General features: G+C 54.5%; 9 protein-coding genes and 4 pseudogenes. 6 read left to right on the top strand and 7 right to left on the bottom strand.

Annotation, left to right across the window (positions count from 1 at the left end):
• Window positions 1-42: 42 nt before the first annotated feature.
• From MW898_RS22050 to MW898_RS22035, 4 genes and pseudogenes are all read right to left on the bottom strand, one after another.
• Window positions 43-1,695, bottom strand: a complete 1,653-nt coding sequence (locus tag MW898_RS22050; RefSeq protein ID WP_248910424.1) for a sulfatase family protein — start codon at window positions 1,693-1,695, stop codon at window positions 43-45.
• A 142-nt stretch (window positions 1,696-1,837) separates the two neighbouring features.
• Window positions 1,838-5,128, bottom strand: a complete 3,291-nt coding sequence (locus MW898_RS22045; protein ID WP_248910423.1) for a family 78 glycoside hydrolase catalytic domain — start codon at window positions 5,126-5,128, stop codon at window positions 1,838-1,840.
• Window positions 5,129-5,414: 286 nt separating this feature from the next.
• Window positions 5,415-6,779 carry a BNR-4 repeat-containing protein gene (locus tag MW898_RS22040; protein ID WP_248910422.1) on the bottom strand — a complete coding sequence of 455 codons (1,365 nt, stop codon included), beginning with the start codon at window positions 6,777-6,779 and terminating at the stop codon, window positions 5,415-5,417.
• 178 nt (window positions 6,780-6,957) lie between these two features.
• Window positions 6,958-7,336: pseudogene (locus MW898_RS22035) on the bottom strand (transposase); the annotation flags it as partial.
• A 135-nt stretch (window positions 7,337-7,471) separates the two neighbouring features.
• On the opposite strand from MW898_RS22035, the pseudogene MW898_RS22030 reads away from it, so the two are divergent.
• From MW898_RS22030 to MW898_RS22005, 6 genes and pseudogenes are all read left to right on the top strand, one after another.
• A pseudogene (locus MW898_RS22030) lies at window positions 7,472-8,386 on the top strand (IS4 family transposase); the annotation flags it as partial.
• 593 nt (window positions 8,387-8,979) lie between these two features.
• On the top strand, window positions 8,980-9,393 hold the full coding sequence (locus MW898_RS22025) for a DUF7567 family protein (RefSeq protein ID WP_248910586.1): 414 nt from the start codon (window positions 8,980-8,982) through the stop codon (window positions 9,391-9,393).
• 526 nt (window positions 9,394-9,919) lie between these two features.
• Window positions 9,920-10,306, top strand: a complete 387-nt coding sequence (locus MW898_RS22020; protein ID WP_248910421.1) for a hypothetical protein — start codon at window positions 9,920-9,922, stop codon at window positions 10,304-10,306.
• 303 nt (window positions 10,307-10,609) lie between these two features.
• Complete coding sequence (locus tag MW898_RS22015; RefSeq protein WP_248910420.1) at window positions 10,610-10,969, top strand: HNH endonuclease; 360 nt, start codon at window positions 10,610-10,612, stop codon at window positions 10,967-10,969.
• Window positions 10,966-11,316: pseudogene (locus tag MW898_RS22010) on the top strand (DUF6166 domain-containing protein); the annotation flags it as partial. The gene MW898_RS22015 and the pseudogene MW898_RS22010, both read left to right, overlap by 4 nt.
• An 81-nt stretch (window positions 11,317-11,397) precedes the next feature.
• Window positions 11,398-11,576, top strand: a pseudogene (locus tag MW898_RS22005) (IS6 family transposase); the annotation flags it as partial.
• A gap of 745 nt (window positions 11,577-12,321) precedes the next feature.
• On the opposite strand, the gene MW898_RS26360 reads toward MW898_RS22005, so the two are convergent.
• From MW898_RS26360 to MW898_RS21995, 3 genes are all read right to left on the bottom strand, one after another.
• Window positions 12,322-12,789 carry a zinc ribbon domain-containing protein gene (locus MW898_RS26360; RefSeq protein WP_373689898.1) on the bottom strand — a complete coding sequence of 156 codons (468 nt, stop codon included), beginning with the start codon at window positions 12,787-12,789 and terminating at the stop codon, window positions 12,322-12,324.
• Window positions 12,790-13,300: 511 nt separating this feature from the next.
• Complete coding sequence (locus MW898_RS22000) at window positions 13,301-14,626, bottom strand: GntP family permease (RefSeq protein WP_248910419.1); 1,326 nt, start codon at window positions 14,624-14,626, stop codon at window positions 13,301-13,303.
• A gap of 174 nt (window positions 14,627-14,800) precedes the next feature.
• Entirely contained in the window at window positions 14,801-15,739 is a 939-nt protein-coding gene (locus MW898_RS21995; protein ID WP_248910418.1) for a formylglycine-generating enzyme family protein, read from the bottom strand.
• Between the last annotated feature and the right edge of the window lie 64 nt (window positions 15,740-15,803).

The following is a 15,803-nucleotide window of genomic DNA, read 5'->3' as shown; positions in this document are numbered from 1 at the left end:
ACTACCTGGACAACTCGACGAGACAGCGCCCCGACTACTGAGTCACTCCACCTCGAAGATCGCCTGGCGCTCGTCGCTCTCAGCGTAGCCGTACCGGACGGCCTTGGTCCGGAGTCGGACTCTCTCACCCCTGTCCAGATGTATCGGACCGCTGTACAGCTCCCAGTGGGGATCCTCGCTGTCGTCGGTCGTGTAGGCGAGCGAGGCCCCCTGGGTGGGACAGAACAGTTTGACGGTCATCGGTCCCTCGAAGGTACCGCCGTCGTTGTCGGGTTCGAGTCCACGGTTGCCCGGCGCGTTCGGGACGAACGTCGGTGTGGCGGTCGTGGGCTGATCGCCATCTGGCCAGACGCGTTCGCGCATATCCAACTCGGCTTCCCGTCCGGCCGCACGGTCGCCAGTCCGCTGGCGCCAATCATCGAGCGCACCCCGCAGTCGTTCGAGGACGTCTTCATGTGTTGGGTCGTCGGCGAGATTCTCGATCTCGTGGGGGTCCTCCTGAAGGTCATACAGTTCCTCGGCGGGGCGGGTATCGGCGAACCACTGGGCCTGGGTGTCGGTCAGCTCGCCATTCGCGTCTCGCTCTAGAAGTTCTTCCATGGCCGGATGGCGGTTCCGGTAGGGGATCCACTGGACGTAGGGTCGCTCGGGGTAGTAGTTGCGGACGTACCGGTAGCGCTCGTCGCGGACCGACCGCATCATATCGTACTCCTCGTCGTAGCGGTCCCTCGTCGCGAAAACGTACTCGCGGCACTCATCGTCGGCTTCAGGGCCGAGAAACGGCCGGCCCTGGATGTACTGAGGGACGTCGACGCCGGCGACCGAGAGGGTCGTTGGGCCGAGGTCTACCAGACTTACCAGATCGTCTGTGGCCTCGCCGCCATCGATCTGGCCGGGCCAACGGACGATCAGCGGGACGTGAGTCCCCGAATCATAGGGCCAGCGCTTCTTGCGCGGGAGTCCCTCGCCATGATCCGACCAGAGCATGACAACAGTGTTCTCGGCAAGGCCGTCAGCTTCCAGTCGGTTGAGGAGGTCGCCGATCCACACGTCTGAGGTGACGATGTTGTCGTACTGGCGGGCTATCGCCTGGCGGGTTCGGTCGGTATCCGGGAGATAGGGCGGTACCTCCACCGCGTCGGGGTCGGTGTCGATCGGATCGACTGTGCCACCCCCACGCATATCTGTCATCTCTGGGCCCCACATACCGCTTTCGTGAGTGACGCTGTTGGTGAACATCGCAAAAAAGGGCTGGTCATCATCGCGGTCATCATCCCACCAGCCCGCGCCCTCACCATGGCGGTCCCACATGGTGAACGGCTCGCCGAACTGGTAATCCGTCTTCGAGTCGAGCGTGCAATAGTAGCCCGCGTCGCGCAGACACTCCGAGACCGCCGTGACGTAGTGAGGCGGCACCGCCTCATACGGTGTCGGGAGTTCGGGCGCGACGTCGCTGTCCCACGTTGTCCGCATGTGGTGAGCACCGACAGCCGGTGGATAGAGTCCGGTCATTACAGAAGCGCGAGACGGCGCGCACACGCCTGCCGTACAGAACGCGTTATCGTAGCGGCGGCCGTCCGCAGCCAGTTCGTCGATATTTGACGTCTGCGCGACATTGTCGCCATAACACCCAAACCGGGGCGTCGTGTCCTCCATCGCGATCCACACGATGTTGGGACGATTGGTCTCGTCCATGACTCCCTATCCCGGGGTATTGTGAAACCGTTTATGGACGACTGCTCACTGCCATCACAGTCCGCAACGATTCTCCAGTCCAGTACGGACAACCCACGGCATCGGAGATGAATAACGACCGCGAAGACCGGGGAAGGTTCCGTCAGTTCTCCAGGACGAACTCGTAGACGCCGGAACCGACCGTCAACGTCACGTCCCCGTCGTCCAGCGTCGCTTCCTCGACGCCGGCGGGTAGCATCCCTTCCTGGTCGCCGTCCCAGAAGACCGTCCCGTCCTCAGCGACAATTACCCCGTCGCCTCCCGGCAGGCGAACGGTCGCCGTCGTGTTCCACGGAATTTCGATTTCGAAGGCGAGGCCGTCGTCCGTGCGCTCCCATCGCGACGCGAGACGCCCGCTCACGGTTTCGAGATGGCCCGCTGCCCAGTCGAGGTCGTCGACGATGGCCGGTGCGACCTCGACACTTCCGCGTCCGTGCATCGAGTCGTCGAACCGAAGCCCGGCCAGAGCGTAGTAGAACCATTCGGAGACGAAGTTGAACGGCGAATGATTGAACGAGTTCATTCCGTCGCCAATTCGGTCGTCGCTGTCCCAGCGCTCCCACATGGTGGTCGCATTCTGCCGGATCATGTACACCCAGCCCGGTCGCTCGGGCTGGCTTACAATCTCGTAGGCAACCTCCTCGAACCCGTGGTCAACGAGAGTGTGGATGAGCGGACGAGTCCCCAGGAACCCCGTCTGAAGTTTCCCGCCGTCTCCGCGGACTTTCTCGACGAGATTGTCGACGACTGCGTCCACGTGTTCATCGGGGACGAGTCCGAAGTACAGCGGGACCGCGTACGACGATTGCGTTCCCGGACCGTACTGGGCGGCGTCTGCGTCGAAGAACTCGTCGTTGAACGCCGATTTGACGGTCTCGGCGCGTGAGGCGTACCGACGTGCATCGTCCTCGTGACCGAGCACGTTCGCTATTTCGGCGAACAGGTCCGTCGTGTGATACTGGAAGGCGGTGTTGAAGAGATCCCTGGGCAGACCGCGACTTGATAACTCGGGGTCTTTGTTCTCGAAAGCGAGCCAGTCCCCGTAGGTGCCATACTCGTCGGGAACGATCCCGCCGTCGGATTCGTCCTGCCAGAAGTCGACGTATTTCCGCATTCCCTCGTAGTGACGTTCGAGGACCCCGATGTCACCGTAGTGGCGATAGAGGTGCCACGGGACGGTCACCTGCGTGACTCCCCAGGTCGGGTCTTCGGGGATCCCCCCGTAGCCGTAGGGGATCGTATCCGCGATGTATCCGTGTTCGGACCGGATGTCCGCGTGGTCGTCCATCCACTTCTCGTAGAACAGAGACGCGTCGAAGTTGTAGCACAGCGCCCGCGCGGCGATGTGGTTGTCGCCGGTCCAGCCGAACCGCTCGTCACGCTGGGGACAGTCTGTCAACACCGAGTGGAGGTTCCCCCGTAGTCCCCACTGGGCGTTCTGTTGCACCTGCGAGAGTTCTTCGTTCGAGCAGTCGAACTCGCCGACCGATTCGACGTCCGTGTGGACGACCTTGGCCCGGACATCTTCGGGGTTGAGGTCACCGGGGTACCCGAGAACCTGAGCGTAGCGGAACCCGTGGTAGGTGAAGCGCGGCTCGTAGGTTTCGGTACCATCACCCTTCGCGATGTAGGTATCCGTCGCGTCCGCACTCCGGAGGTCTTCCAGTGCGAGACTTCCGTCCTCGAGTAGTACCTCCGCGTGTCGGAGTTCGATCTCGTCGCCGGCGTCGGCACCATCGATGGTCAGTTCCAGCCAGCCGACGAGATTCTGACCGAAGTCGAGGATCGGCCCCTCCTCGCGGTCGAGGACCTCAACAGGCGTTATCGTCTCGGTGACGCGGATGGGCGGCGTTCGCTGTGGAACCAGATCTCCACCCGGCGACGTGACGATACTCGCGCCTACCCAGTCGGAGTCGTCGAATCCTGGCTGGGCCCAGCCGTCTCGCTCCTCGCGCGCGTCGTACCGCTCGCCATCATAGAGGTCGTTCTCCACGAGAGGGCTTGGTGCAGCGTTCCACGTGCTGTCGGTCGAGACCGTCCGCGTGGTTCCGTCCACGTACTCGATCTCGAGCTGGAGTATCGCCCGTGGGGACCCAAATCCGGTCCAATCTCCGGCGTTTCGACCGAACCAACCTTGTCCCAGCCACAAGCCAAGCGCATTTTCACCGCTTTCGAGCTGGTCCGAGACGTCGTAGCTGCTATAGAGGATACGCTCGTCATACTGGGTCCAGCCGGGGTTCAGTACCTCCTCGCCAATACACTCGCCGTTAACGTACAGTTCACCGTAGCCGAGTCCGCACACGTGTGCGCGGGCCCGTTCGATGTCGCCGCCCAGATCCACTTCAGTCCGGAGAAGCGGCGATTGAGGTGCCATCTGTGACACGTAGTGGCCGTCGACGAGTTTCTCCCGCCCCCACGCGGCTTCCTCGACGCTTGAGGAGGCCGTGACTGACCCGGACATCGCCAGGTCTCTGTCGTCAGCGTCCCGGACAGAGAGCGCGGCCAGTGCGAACGTCTGCCAGGAGCGGCGTTCCTCGCGTACGTAGTCGGTATTCAATCGGGCGTTGCCAAGCGGTGGGTCGGCCGGGTCGAATTCGTACAGGTCTGTCGCCGTAACCCGCACGTACTGTGCTTCCAGCGAATCGATGGAAACAGCGATCGGATCGCCTTTCTGATTGTCTTGGTCTTCATCGGTTCGGTCGACCACCGTCCGAGCGTTCTCGAAGTCGGGATCGTCGGAGACGGTGATCCGGTATCGGATGGGAAATCCGAATCCAGCGGCGCGTTCGCGGTCCGTATCCATTGTCGGGTAGACAGACGAGACCGGCATGCCGTCGGGCGTCTGGGGTCCGTCGAATGGGTCGGCCGGGTACAGTTCGACCTGTTCGATCTCCTGCTCGGCACCGAGGTCGACCTGGACCCATTCTTCGGCGTCCGCGTCTGCACTGTGCCAGTGACTGCGGTACCCGTTCGAGTCGCCGCCGTCTGGTTGGTAGCCGATCCACGTGCCTTCCCAGTCTCGCTGCTCAACGAGCGCCGTCGAGAATGTGGCCGGCTGTGCCCACTCACTGGGTTCGTCGGCTCCGTTCCAGATCCGAACTGTCCAGTAGTAATCAGTCCCCGGGTCCAACGGAACGCCGTCGTAGGGAACGTTCGTCGAATCGGTGGCTTCGATCTTCCCGGAGTCCCACATCCCGGCGCGCTCCCGTTCGAGGTCCGATTTCGAACGAGCGACCAGTACCTGATAGGCGGTCTGAATTTCACTACGCTGTCCGCCCTCGGCCTGCCACGAGAACCGCGGTTCGTCCGGAACCACGTTGTTCGGCTCCGCCTCGTATTCAACTCTGAGATCGGTAACAGTCACGCTGTTCGGTTCATCCGTGTGGTTCGACATAACTGATACCCAGTGCGCTCGTAGTTATTCTTTTCCGTGCTGTTCTATCACGTGTTTCATACTCGGCACGATGATATAGTAGAATGTGAAAGCGTTTGTACGGTCGATCGCACGTAGTGGTGCGTTCGTTTGAGCGATGTCTGTCAAATTCTACGATAGACAATACCGAACTGTCTGCTCTGGTTGAGGTAGAAAATCCTCTGTGAGGTGTGTCGCTCCGAATCAACTCGACCGTTGGTCAAACACAGTGAGCTACCCCACTACAGAAGGCTTAGAACCCTCCTAGTCATTCGGGACACGTCGGATTTTCGTCCGGCCTGACGAACCCGGAGTCTCCGTACAGGTAAATCCGTTGTGCGTTCTTCGCCCTGTCATCAGAGTAATTGAGCGCCATCACCTTCGCATCGTTATGATAATTATACGCGACAGTTTGCTGGTGTAATTGGTCGTTCTGGACGTCTCCTACTCTCTCCCATGTCTCTCCACCATCGGTGGACCGATATTCCCCGCTATCTGGTTCGCTGTCATTTACGGGTCCGCCCCAGGCGACCCTGTCGGACTGGTAGATCCGAATGTCCTGCGGTGACTTCATGAACATCGGTCCCCAGGGAGTTCCCTCCTCGTGGATCTCCCAGGAGTCGCCACCCCAGCGAGCGAACGTGAACCCACCGGACATCCCGTTTCTGGTCGGAAAGACCAGGTGTGGGGTGTCGTAGACACCGTGGGCGGTATTGCTATTACTGCCACCGACATCGTGGTAGCCCATCCATGGAGCTGCCAAGACGTAATCCGGGCCAGTATCGTAGAGACGGAGCTTTTCGTCGGCGAGGGTCTTATCGAATGGTACGTCGATAGACTCCCCTGCTGCGTTCTCCCACGTTTCATCCGGATTCATCCGCAAATAATAGGTACCAAAGCGGTTGTACCCGTGCCTGGGCTCCGGCATATTTTCGAGCGGGTAACTGTAGGAGTCGTGGCATGCGTGATACAGCCCGGTCACGTGGATCGAACCGTTTCGACCCTTATAGAACGAGAGGTACCAGGAGTCTTCATAGGAAACATCGTGTCCGTAGAGGCCGTGGCGTCTGTTTCCAGCGGACGCGAAGGCGGTCGGGTCGCTGAACGTTCGGCCGTTGTCTGTGGATGTGACGTAGACCCAGTCATCCCGGTGATTCCCGGCTCGATAAAACAGGTAGAGGGTTCCGTCCCGTTTTTTGATGAAACTCGGATACGTTGTCTCCGGGTCGATGTTGTCCAAGATCTCCCAGGAAGAGATGTCCTCCGGGGTTCTCGAGACGGCGTGTGTTTGTCTGCCCCGGTAATGACCATGTCCACCATAGATGACGTGGATATACCCGTCGTCATCGACGATTATCGCTGGAACGCTATGTCCGTCTTCGACATCTGCAAGCGGATTGTCGCCGATATGGACTGGGCCGTTGACCGTGCCGGTCGCATGATCGTAACTCATGGCGAACGGATCGAAGTAATCGTCGCACCCACCGAGATACGTGAAGTACGTCGAGCCGTTGTAGTAGTGCGCCGTAGGTGTACTTCCCCCCGATGTAGGGTGATCGGACGCCGTATTCGTGATGTAATCCTGTTCCGAATCGGGTTGCTTGTGTGCTGACGTAGCCGTAACGGCGTTCATAGCGCACCCACCCACAAGCGTTCCACCAGCAATTTTTAGTGCTGACCGTCGGGTGAATCGTTTAACTCGATTTGATCTATTCTCTCTTGTGTTTCCTGTTGCCATATCGCAAATAGCAATGAACTTTCTTATGTATTAAATCTTTTGTGCGCGAAAAATCTCCAGAAGTAACTTGATTTCACTGCTTCAGCAACTGCTTGATGTTGTAAGCCAAACATACATTATCAGGATGAGTTCACGGAATTCGTCGAACTGAGATTACGCATACACGACGTCTCTGAGCGTGCGCTTGATCGTCGTGAAAACGGTTTTGTACATGACTTATTGACGGTAGCTAGCCCCATCGATCCGCGCGTCGTGCGCATGATCGATGGACCCGGAACCCGCGATGTTTGAGCAGTGCGGAGTTTTTCGCGGAACTCCATCCAGTCGTAGCCCTTGCCGGCAGCGATGCTGGCGAGGTCGACCACGTTGCGGCGAGCGACCTGTCAGCCGAGCTGTGTGTCGTGACGTTTCTCGGACGTGCAGTGAACGTCCAGAATGGCTCGGATTTCGGTAGTCGCTATAGAGCGCTAGCAACCTGAGGCGTAGCGCTCAAAGCTGGGTCGGCCCCTCTGAACAAATTAAACGTCTGATTTACAGTATATCTAGGTCTATCAAGCGACCTCCCCCGCGTGCGCTTGAGGTTCATGGTTCCCCACACGACTGCACCACAGTTCGAGTTGTTCCGCGAAGTACTGATCGCCGATGGAACCGTCTTGAGGTTGCATCGGCTCCTAAGCGAGTTTCCGGCGACTCATGTGGATCAGTCCGACGCGAAGCTTCACCTCGTGCACAGCGCTACGATGCAGACGCTAGAGCAGTTCCAGCTCACCGGCGAATGCACCCACGAGAGCAGCCAACTCCCGGTTCGGAGCTGGCTGCGAGGGCGATTGTTGTTATTCGACCTTAGATTCTACAGTTTTCGCCGCTTCGAGTTGTCGAAGAGAACAGCGGCTTTTTCGTGATACGGCTGAAGTCGAACGCGAATCCGCTGATCGTTGGGAAGCGACGAAAACGGCGCGGACGCTATTTCCTTGCCAGAGCGTCACCTCCAAGACGTTTTGGGCTATCTCACACGCGAAATCACCGATGTGACCGTGGAGATCACGTTCAAGTGACAGGCATACGCCGGAAAACAGTTGACTGCCACGATGGAGTTCCGCGTCATCGGTGTCCTCGTTGCGGACACTGACGACTACATCTGTACGTAACGAACCTGTCCGATGTGTTTACTCCCAGGCAGGTTGCGGCGCTGTACGGGTTAGAGAAGTTTCAGACGAGTGATCCAGCGATCGTCGAGCTGCTGGTAGCGGCGGCTCTGCTGATGCTGACGGTCAGCAGAGCCTTACTCCGGGGTGTTCCAGGAGCTATTTCCAGAGACCGTGTTCCCCCGGGAACACTGGGCGAAGACCTTCCGGTCTCTCGCCTAGCTCATCCTCGAAGATCTGGCCCAGTCGTTCGGTCATCCACTGCAGAACCTACTGAAGTTGATGCTTCGTGACGCCCGCCGACGAGAGAATTACCTCCTTTTGAAATTGTATTTCATTAATCTTCAATTATTGTGAAAGATATTAATGATTTCTTGAAGTGTACTCTTTCCGAACTCAGGAGGATTCTCTGAAAAGTCATCGATGACTCTCACTTCTATGTCTGGTTGAGTTTTTGATGCGAAGACTGGCAAAGATAAGTTCCGCAGGCAGTCAACGAGGCATCAGAATCTTACAGTCTTCAGATGCGTGGGCTCATCGGAGGAATGTACTTATATCAAATTTCCTATATGATCTATATACGATGTCGTCTCGGCCGAACGTATTATGGATTTGTACAGACCAGCAGTTTGAGGGCGCGATAGCGTTGTGGTACGTCCTAGTATAGATCGTGGGATGGGTGCGGTGACACGACAAGGCAGAACGGGTCTTCCTCTGTCCGTTGTTCATCGAGAAACTCGAGGGCCATATCTGTCAACGCAACCGGTTCGTAGTCATCAAAATGCTCTTTTTTCGGGTTGTCACGATAATAATGGCCACTGAAATAGTTAAGATGGCAGTTGTAGACGGTCCAATAATCGAATCCGTGACGGCGTGGGCCGGTGGGGTGAACTTATCCCGTGGGACGCCGCCGAGGTGCCACTTTCCGACATAGGCTGTGTTGTAGCCCCATCTCGAAAAGATTCGCTGATTGTCTAGACGTTATTGACCGCCACAGCGAAGCACTGTTCGAGTTCCTCTGGTGTCCGGTCTGCGGGCACGAGGTGTTCAGCCACATCCCCTTCGAGGGAGTGTTCTGCAGGCACTGCAACACGCAGGTTGAACTCCAAGAATCGCAAGAGGATCGTGGCTACGAGGAAACTGTCCTCACCTGCTTCGATACCGACACGACCTGGAATCTCCACGTCGACGAAAAACTTCGTCGTGACCTTCTTGGCGGTTCGGCGAGGGTAAAGATTCTCGGCGCACCGGGTGCCTACGAGATCGACTGGTGGAGTCCCGAACCCAGCAAGGACTGGGATCCGGTCGAGTGCGGTGAGTTCGACGGCATGGAAGAACCTGCTGAGGTATCTTACTTGGCGTGAGGAGAGGTGTTTCTATGGAAGCCCTCAGATCTTGATAGATGTGGCGTGCTGAATATAGAGCCTGTATTCAGAACAAAGCTGTGGATTCTCTCTCTCGACGTACTGTCAATGCATCCTATCCATTGAAGAGAATGCACGAGGTTATTGCAAAGATATTGGTAGTATCAACTTGTAGATTGGGGATTACAGATGAGTTTTGAATCGCTCAATGTCGAATTCGTCTTCAAGGACGACCCCACTGCGGATGATGTTCGGCGCTTCCTAAACAGGTGTTTAGGACTCGGCTGCCAAACACACCAAGAGGGTGGTACAGAGACGGTCTTTTATTCGGAAGAAGTCAATGATAGTAACTCAGCCTGGACGCCAACAGCGGAAGTGTTCGATGCGCTTTCTACAGGTATCGGAACATTACCCTCTGGTACCAAGATATGGCCTTCCACGTCACGCGAGCCACCGATTCGCCTCTCCCGGAGAGAGTCGAACGATTATTCTGTGGATTGATAGAGCAGGATTCACCGTCGAAACCATGCCCAAAGAAACGAGTCAAAAACTCATTGAGTTAGCTGTCGAACTTCATCAATGGGTCGCTCCCTTCCACACGCGTAGCATATATCTACCTGAAGAATGGTATAGCTTCCAAGTCCGTCGCGCATCAATCTGTGAGGAATTAGGCTGGTTGACGATATTCAGCGAAGCGTGTCTCGTCAAAATCGGACGCGAGACTATTCTGAGCGCCCCGGCACGGCGCGTTGAAGAACTCGAAACGAGTGATGTCCTATTGGTCATCACGAAGTTAGGAGATGCAGTCGATGACGTGGACAAGGTGGTCGAAGCGGTTCGGACTCATCTGAACCAGCAATCCAGAGTACGGTATAGGAATCCAACGTCCCTCCGTCGTGAGCCTCTCATCTAACCGTCCGAGTCTCACTACGGTTCGCTCCATGGCTGAATATAGGCTCTGTATTCAGCACTGCCTCAATAACTTATCAGTAATTAAGAATTTAACAGATCCGGACAGCTGTTCGTTGGGCAGTTTTTCACCCCCTGAGGGGTGCGGGGGTACTCAAATGAGCATCTCGCGAACTGAACTATGACGAACACGGAAACACTGTGGAGAGATGAGTCACTCCTTTGCGAACTCTACTGGGAACAGTATCTGAATACGAACGAGAATGCCGACGAGTTGGGGAATGAGTAAGCGACCATCTGGAGTTGGATGGACCGCTTCGACATTCCCCGTCGCAGTGCGTACGAGGCAGTCACGAATAGACGTCTTCATCCAGCTGTTTTTACCGATCGCGGATACGTGGTCTGCGCGTCGAATTACCGTGGATCGACCAAATCAGTCGGCATCCACCGGCTCGTTATGATTGCCGAACACGGATTCGACGCCGTCGCCGGGAAAGACGTCCCCCACCGAAACGGGATTCGGTTTGACAACCGTCCGGAGAATCTCGAATTCCCAACCCGAGGCCAGTACGCCCAGCGACACGGCTTTTGGACGGATATTCGTCCCTCAAAAACGGAGTTAGGAAATCTTCAACGAGAACACGACGAACGAGGACGGTTCAAATGACATCGGAGGCCTACGTCGGCGAACGACGCCGAGGACAACTGATTGTCACGCGAATGCCTGAAGGAACACGACTGACACCTGAGAGAAGCCTCGAACTCGCCACTCATAGTCCGAGTGGGTTCGAGTCAGGATACTGTGGCAGTGGCCCAGCGCAACTCTTGCTCGCCCTTCTACTTGATTACCCGACGATGAGGAGGTCGCACTCGCGGAGTACATGTCCTTCAAGACCGAGGTGGTTAGGCCAGCTGGAGTGTACAGAACCAGACGGCTGCTGGCGACTCACCTGGTGCGAGATCGATGCAGCCCTTCGTGAGACAGTCGACGAGCCAGTCGCACCGTCCGTCCACCAACAGTCAGAGAGTAATCCATGCCAAAACCAACCCAGAAGTCCTGTACGAACGCAGAATCGACCGAGAACAGTGAGTCGTCTCTCAGAAGCTGTGTTTCTCGTCGGTAGATACGGTTATCAGACTGCCCTCTCTCGGTTAGGATTGAGTGGTCGGCCCGACGTAGTCGATCGACCCCGGCCGAAAAGCAGTTTCACACTCTTTAGATATGAATCGACCGCTTCAATAATTCGTGGGTGAGCAGTCACGCGAGAATCCGCGTACTCCGAGAGACTAGGTCAGCTGGACGGTGGACTGCCTTCTCAGTCCACACCTCGCGGAACGAAGTATCCACATCGGTCGCAAACAAACTCGCTGTCGTAGAACGCATCGTAGACGGTAAGCGTGTGGCTACATTTGGGGCAACGCATACAGAATAGTGTACTTACGACAGAACCTTAACTTTAACTACGACAGCTGACGAAATGGTGGTGGAATCTCATAGCGGGGCAGCAATATTTTCACTATTATCGATTGTTATACAGGCACTGCACAGACTCTTAACTGGCCTCGAATAGCAGTCCCTCCGTGTGCGTGTGTTCCCAGTACACCCTCACACAGCGTTGACGGGGGAACGCGTCTGTCTCAACAGGTTCTCTGGGAATATTTTCTCGTAGTCGTTTTCAATAGATTAGTTCAACCTTCACGAGCGATATCGTCGTCGATTCACTGCCAGTGTACAACACCGACAGGGTATTCGAAGCCGCCAATCCAAGACTCGACATCCGTCTTGACCGAGCTACCATTCAAGTCCGAACGTGACCGTGAGAATCTTGTGCGTTCGTCGTGAACTGTGGTATCTACAACGGTAGCATCCTTGGCAACGGTCAAATCAGCCAGAGCGTGGCGATTTTACAGAGTCAACCATTCAATTGCTATTTTACAAAATGGCGGTAGAACAATTGTCACCGATTATTCATCAGAAGCTCACACCGCAAGAATCGGATGAGGATACCGCTAATAAACCTAGTCAGAATCCGTCCCGATATCGCAGTCACACTCATCGCGGTCCAATAACTGAATCACCTCAAATTGAGTCCCGCAGTCCCGACAGTATATCTGGGTTTCAACAAGGCCGTTGAAATCCCCAAGTCGGAGTCTTTGTGTGTTCCGAAGAGATTTCAAACTTTGCTCAATCACTGCTACCGAGCGACCACGTAGCTTCTGAATAGTTTGTGTATTACTGTCAACACAGCTGCTTGATTTTGATCCCTTTGAGACACCTCGGGTGGCCGTGAGATACGTGTATATCGATTGATGAGAGACAAAATCCGTGAGTAATTGGTCTGTATTTACACCATCCGATTGAAGGGTATTTTTAGCTTGGACGCGCATCCCTTCAGTCGTATCATCGCCGGTTAACAAAGTGTACATATCCTTTACTTCTACTTTGAACAAGTTTGAATTTATATTACGAAATGTTGCTTTCAACATTTATTGATTCATTAACTCCGCCAACTGTTTGAGACTGTCGCCGCCTTTGGATCAGTCCACCTCCGGGCCAGAGTCTCACCAAACCCCTAAATCGTGGTTATCAATCACTTGCCTAATCTTTGGCTTTCGTTTTCCTCTATTTTTATTCGCATTCATATTCTTGGAGCTATGCACTGATGTTCAACGACTCTGTTGAACTTCAGGGTGATCCACAAACGTCCAGAGCAATTTGACTATTTGCTGCCGTTCAAAATCGGATTCTCAATCCACCGCAACTCATCACTACCACTCCTGTTTGAGAAATCGGTTTCATCAAAAAACGGGTTCGTACTGAGTAGACGAGAGTGGCTGATAATCCGTTGCTATCGTCCTTACAGGCGTCATCACTGAACCAGCTTTTCATCGTAAAGACGAATCCCACCACCCCTTTCTGTTGGTTCACTTGGGGAGCTCAAGACCGGGAGTACTGTGCATCCCGATTATCTCTCTGTTGTCGCTATCCTAGAGATTATCACATTATCAGTGCAATGATCACTGACCCGGTAAGTCCGAATATTGAACATAGAGTTTGTCCTAGAGTGAAGGTCTTGAATCCTCCCATAACATCGAGACCTGATAATTCCGTTGCTATCCAGAAACCACTACCATTGATATGACCAAAGGCTAGCCCCCCAGAAAGAGCCGCCATGGCTAACGCTGAACCTGGGACGGTTGTCTGAATTCCTGCTACAACCGTCATCGCAGTAATACCCGCCACTGTGCCTGAACCAATCACTGCACGCAACACTAACCCAAGAGCGTACGCCAATAATAAGATGCCAAGTCCATTGCCACTGATACCGATAACGTCTACCAACGAGTCAACAGACCCTGATTCTTGAACGACAGCTCCAAAAGCTCCTCCGGCACCTGTTATTGTTAACACCAGACCAGCTGGTTCCAATGCCTCAGTAAACTGGTCGGAAAGATCCTCAAGGCCTTGAACCCTTACGAAGACAACCACAGCTATGACGAGGCCTATCAAAAGAGCAATTATTCGGCTTCCGAGGAACTGAACTGGAGTGCTTACATCTCCAGTAAGTGCTCTCGAAACACTAACTGATAGAATTAGAAGAATTGGAGCGATAATGGGGAGTAGGGAAGCTAGAAACGAAGGAGTATTTTCCAACGTGTTGTTTTGAGCGTTAAACGGGATCTCTTTAATATCACTATCAGGCTTCCAAACGAACTGAACGATACGTGTATAGATGCCAATCGTAATAATCACAGCTGGAATTCCAACTAGCAACCCAGCGACTACCATATTACTCAAAGGAAATCCAATAATACCTGCTGCAGCTAGGGGGTTCGGTGTCGGCGGAATGAATGTATGTGCTGCACCCGCTCCTATTGCCAACGCTCCAACGATTGTTGGATACTCGACGTCTGTTTCCTGCCAAACTGCAATTGCTACCGGAGCTAAAACTAAAAAGGTCACGTCAAAAAAGACAGGAATTGAAATAATCACTGCAGCCAATCCAATAGCATACGCAGCATATTTTGAAGGAATGACGTCCACCAATGTCACCGCGATTTTTCGTGCACCGCCACATTCAGCTAAAATCGTTCCAATCATTATCCCAAAAATAATTGGAATACCAATACTATTCATTAGATTACCGAACCCATCTCCAATTGTCTCAACCGTGGTCATACTTCCCAATCCGGTTGCCAAACCTATGTACAGTGCTCCAACGATCAAAGATATCGATGGATGGATGTCAAGGATAATTATGAGCGCTACGATGATCGCTACAGCAATCATTAGCTGTAGCACTAGGTCTGCAGGCGAAAGCATAACGGCGAAAAAGTATTCCTAGTTCATATGTCTTTTGAGGCTCATCCACATCCATGATGTCATACTATCTTTATTTTCGAAGCCCGTTCGATAGAGCCAATATCTCTGGTCGTTTTCGATCGGAGCAGCACAAGTACGTTCCGTGTTTGACGTATCCTGCCGACTGAGAGGTTATCACAAATCGACTACACAGCGAAAGCCTAGATTCCCTGTTGAGCTGTCTGGTGTATTCTTGGACCGTGCAGCGACGCGATAGCGGTTGCACCAGGACCGATGGCAGAGGTACGATCCCCCACGCATCACTCGCTGGTCACCGTCTGGTGGGCCGCTTGGATTTACACTATCGAATGAATCTGTGGTATGGTAGTCCGCGCTAAACCAATCTTGACACCATTCCCACACATTCCCAGAGACATTGTACAGTCCGTATCCATTCGCTGGGAATTCATTCACTGGTGCTGTCTTGATGAATCCGTCGGCATCAGTATTGGTTTTGGGAAACTCTCCCTGCCAAATGTTACACATATGTTCTCCATCTGGTTGGAGGTCGTCGCCCCACGGAAATCGCGTCTGTTCAAGCCCTCCACGCCCCGCATATTCCCATTCTGCTTCTGTCGGAAGCCGTTTCCCTGCCCAATTTGCGTATGCCGTCGCATCACGCCAAGACACATGCGTCACCGGATGTACCAACCGCGTATCTAAGACGTTTGAACTCGGTCCCTCCGGTCGAAACCAGTTTGCTCCTCGTACTGCCACCCACCATGGAGCGCCGGAAACCTTCTGAATCACCTTATCTTTGTCTCTGGGACGTACGAAATCTTCGAAAACGAAGGACCACCCGAATCGTTCGGCGTCCGTAACATACTCCGTCTCCCTCACAAATTTTAGGAATTCAGCATTCGTCACAGCATATTTGTCGATGAAGAATGGGTCAATGGTCACCTCGCGAGTGGGTCCCTCGCCATCTGCGCGGTACCCGACTTTCGAGTCCGTCCCCATCGTAAATGAATTGCCTTCTATCTTCACCATTCGCCTCGTTCGGGTTTCTGTTGTCTTTGAAGATCGAGTTCCCGAAAATTCAGAATCAACGTCTACCGTACTCTCTTCGACCATATCTCTCGACCCAGAGCAACAGGGTGATTTTCCCCCAGTCATATTTAGAGATGGGCAATTCGAT

Origin of the sequence: Halocatena marina (assembly GCF_023276375.1) — an archaeon.
In the GTDB taxonomy this organism is placed as follows: domain Archaea; phylum Halobacteriota; class Halobacteria; order Halobacteriales; family Haloarculaceae; genus Halocatena; species Halocatena marina.
Note: the sequence above shows the minus strand (reverse complement) of the source record. Positions and strands in the feature narration are given on the sequence as shown.

Excerpts from the sequence above, each read along its gene's own strand:
- MW898_RS22000 (WP_248910419.1), bottom strand. The coding sequence starts at position 14,626 with ATGCTTTCGCCTGCAGACCTAGTGCTACAGCTAATGATTGCTGTAGCG.
- MW898_RS22020 (WP_248910421.1), top strand. The coding sequence starts at position 9,920 with ATGCCCAAAGAAACGAGTCAAAAACTCATTGAGTTAGCTGTCGAACTT.
- MW898_RS22045 (WP_248910423.1), bottom strand. The coding sequence starts at position 5,128 with ATGTCGAACCACACGGATGAACCGAACAGCGTGACTGTTACCGATCTC.
- MW898_RS22050 (WP_248910424.1), bottom strand. The coding sequence starts at position 1,695 with ATGGACGAGACCAATCGTCCCAACATCGTGTGGATCGCGATGGAGGAC.
- MW898_RS22015 (WP_248910420.1), top strand. The coding sequence starts at position 10,610 with ATGGACCGCTTCGACATTCCCCGTCGCAGTGCGTACGAGGCAGTCACG.
- MW898_RS21995 (WP_248910418.1), bottom strand. The coding sequence starts at position 15,739 with ATGGTCGAAGAGAGTACGGTAGACGTTGATTCTGAATTTTCGGGAACT.
- MW898_RS22040 (WP_248910422.1), bottom strand. The coding sequence starts at position 6,779 with ATGAACGCCGTTACGGCTACGTCAGCACACAAGCAACCCGATTCGGAA.
- MW898_RS26360 (WP_373689898.1), bottom strand. The coding sequence starts at position 12,789 with ATGTTGAAAGCAACATTTCGTAATATAAATTCAAACTTGTTCAAAGTA.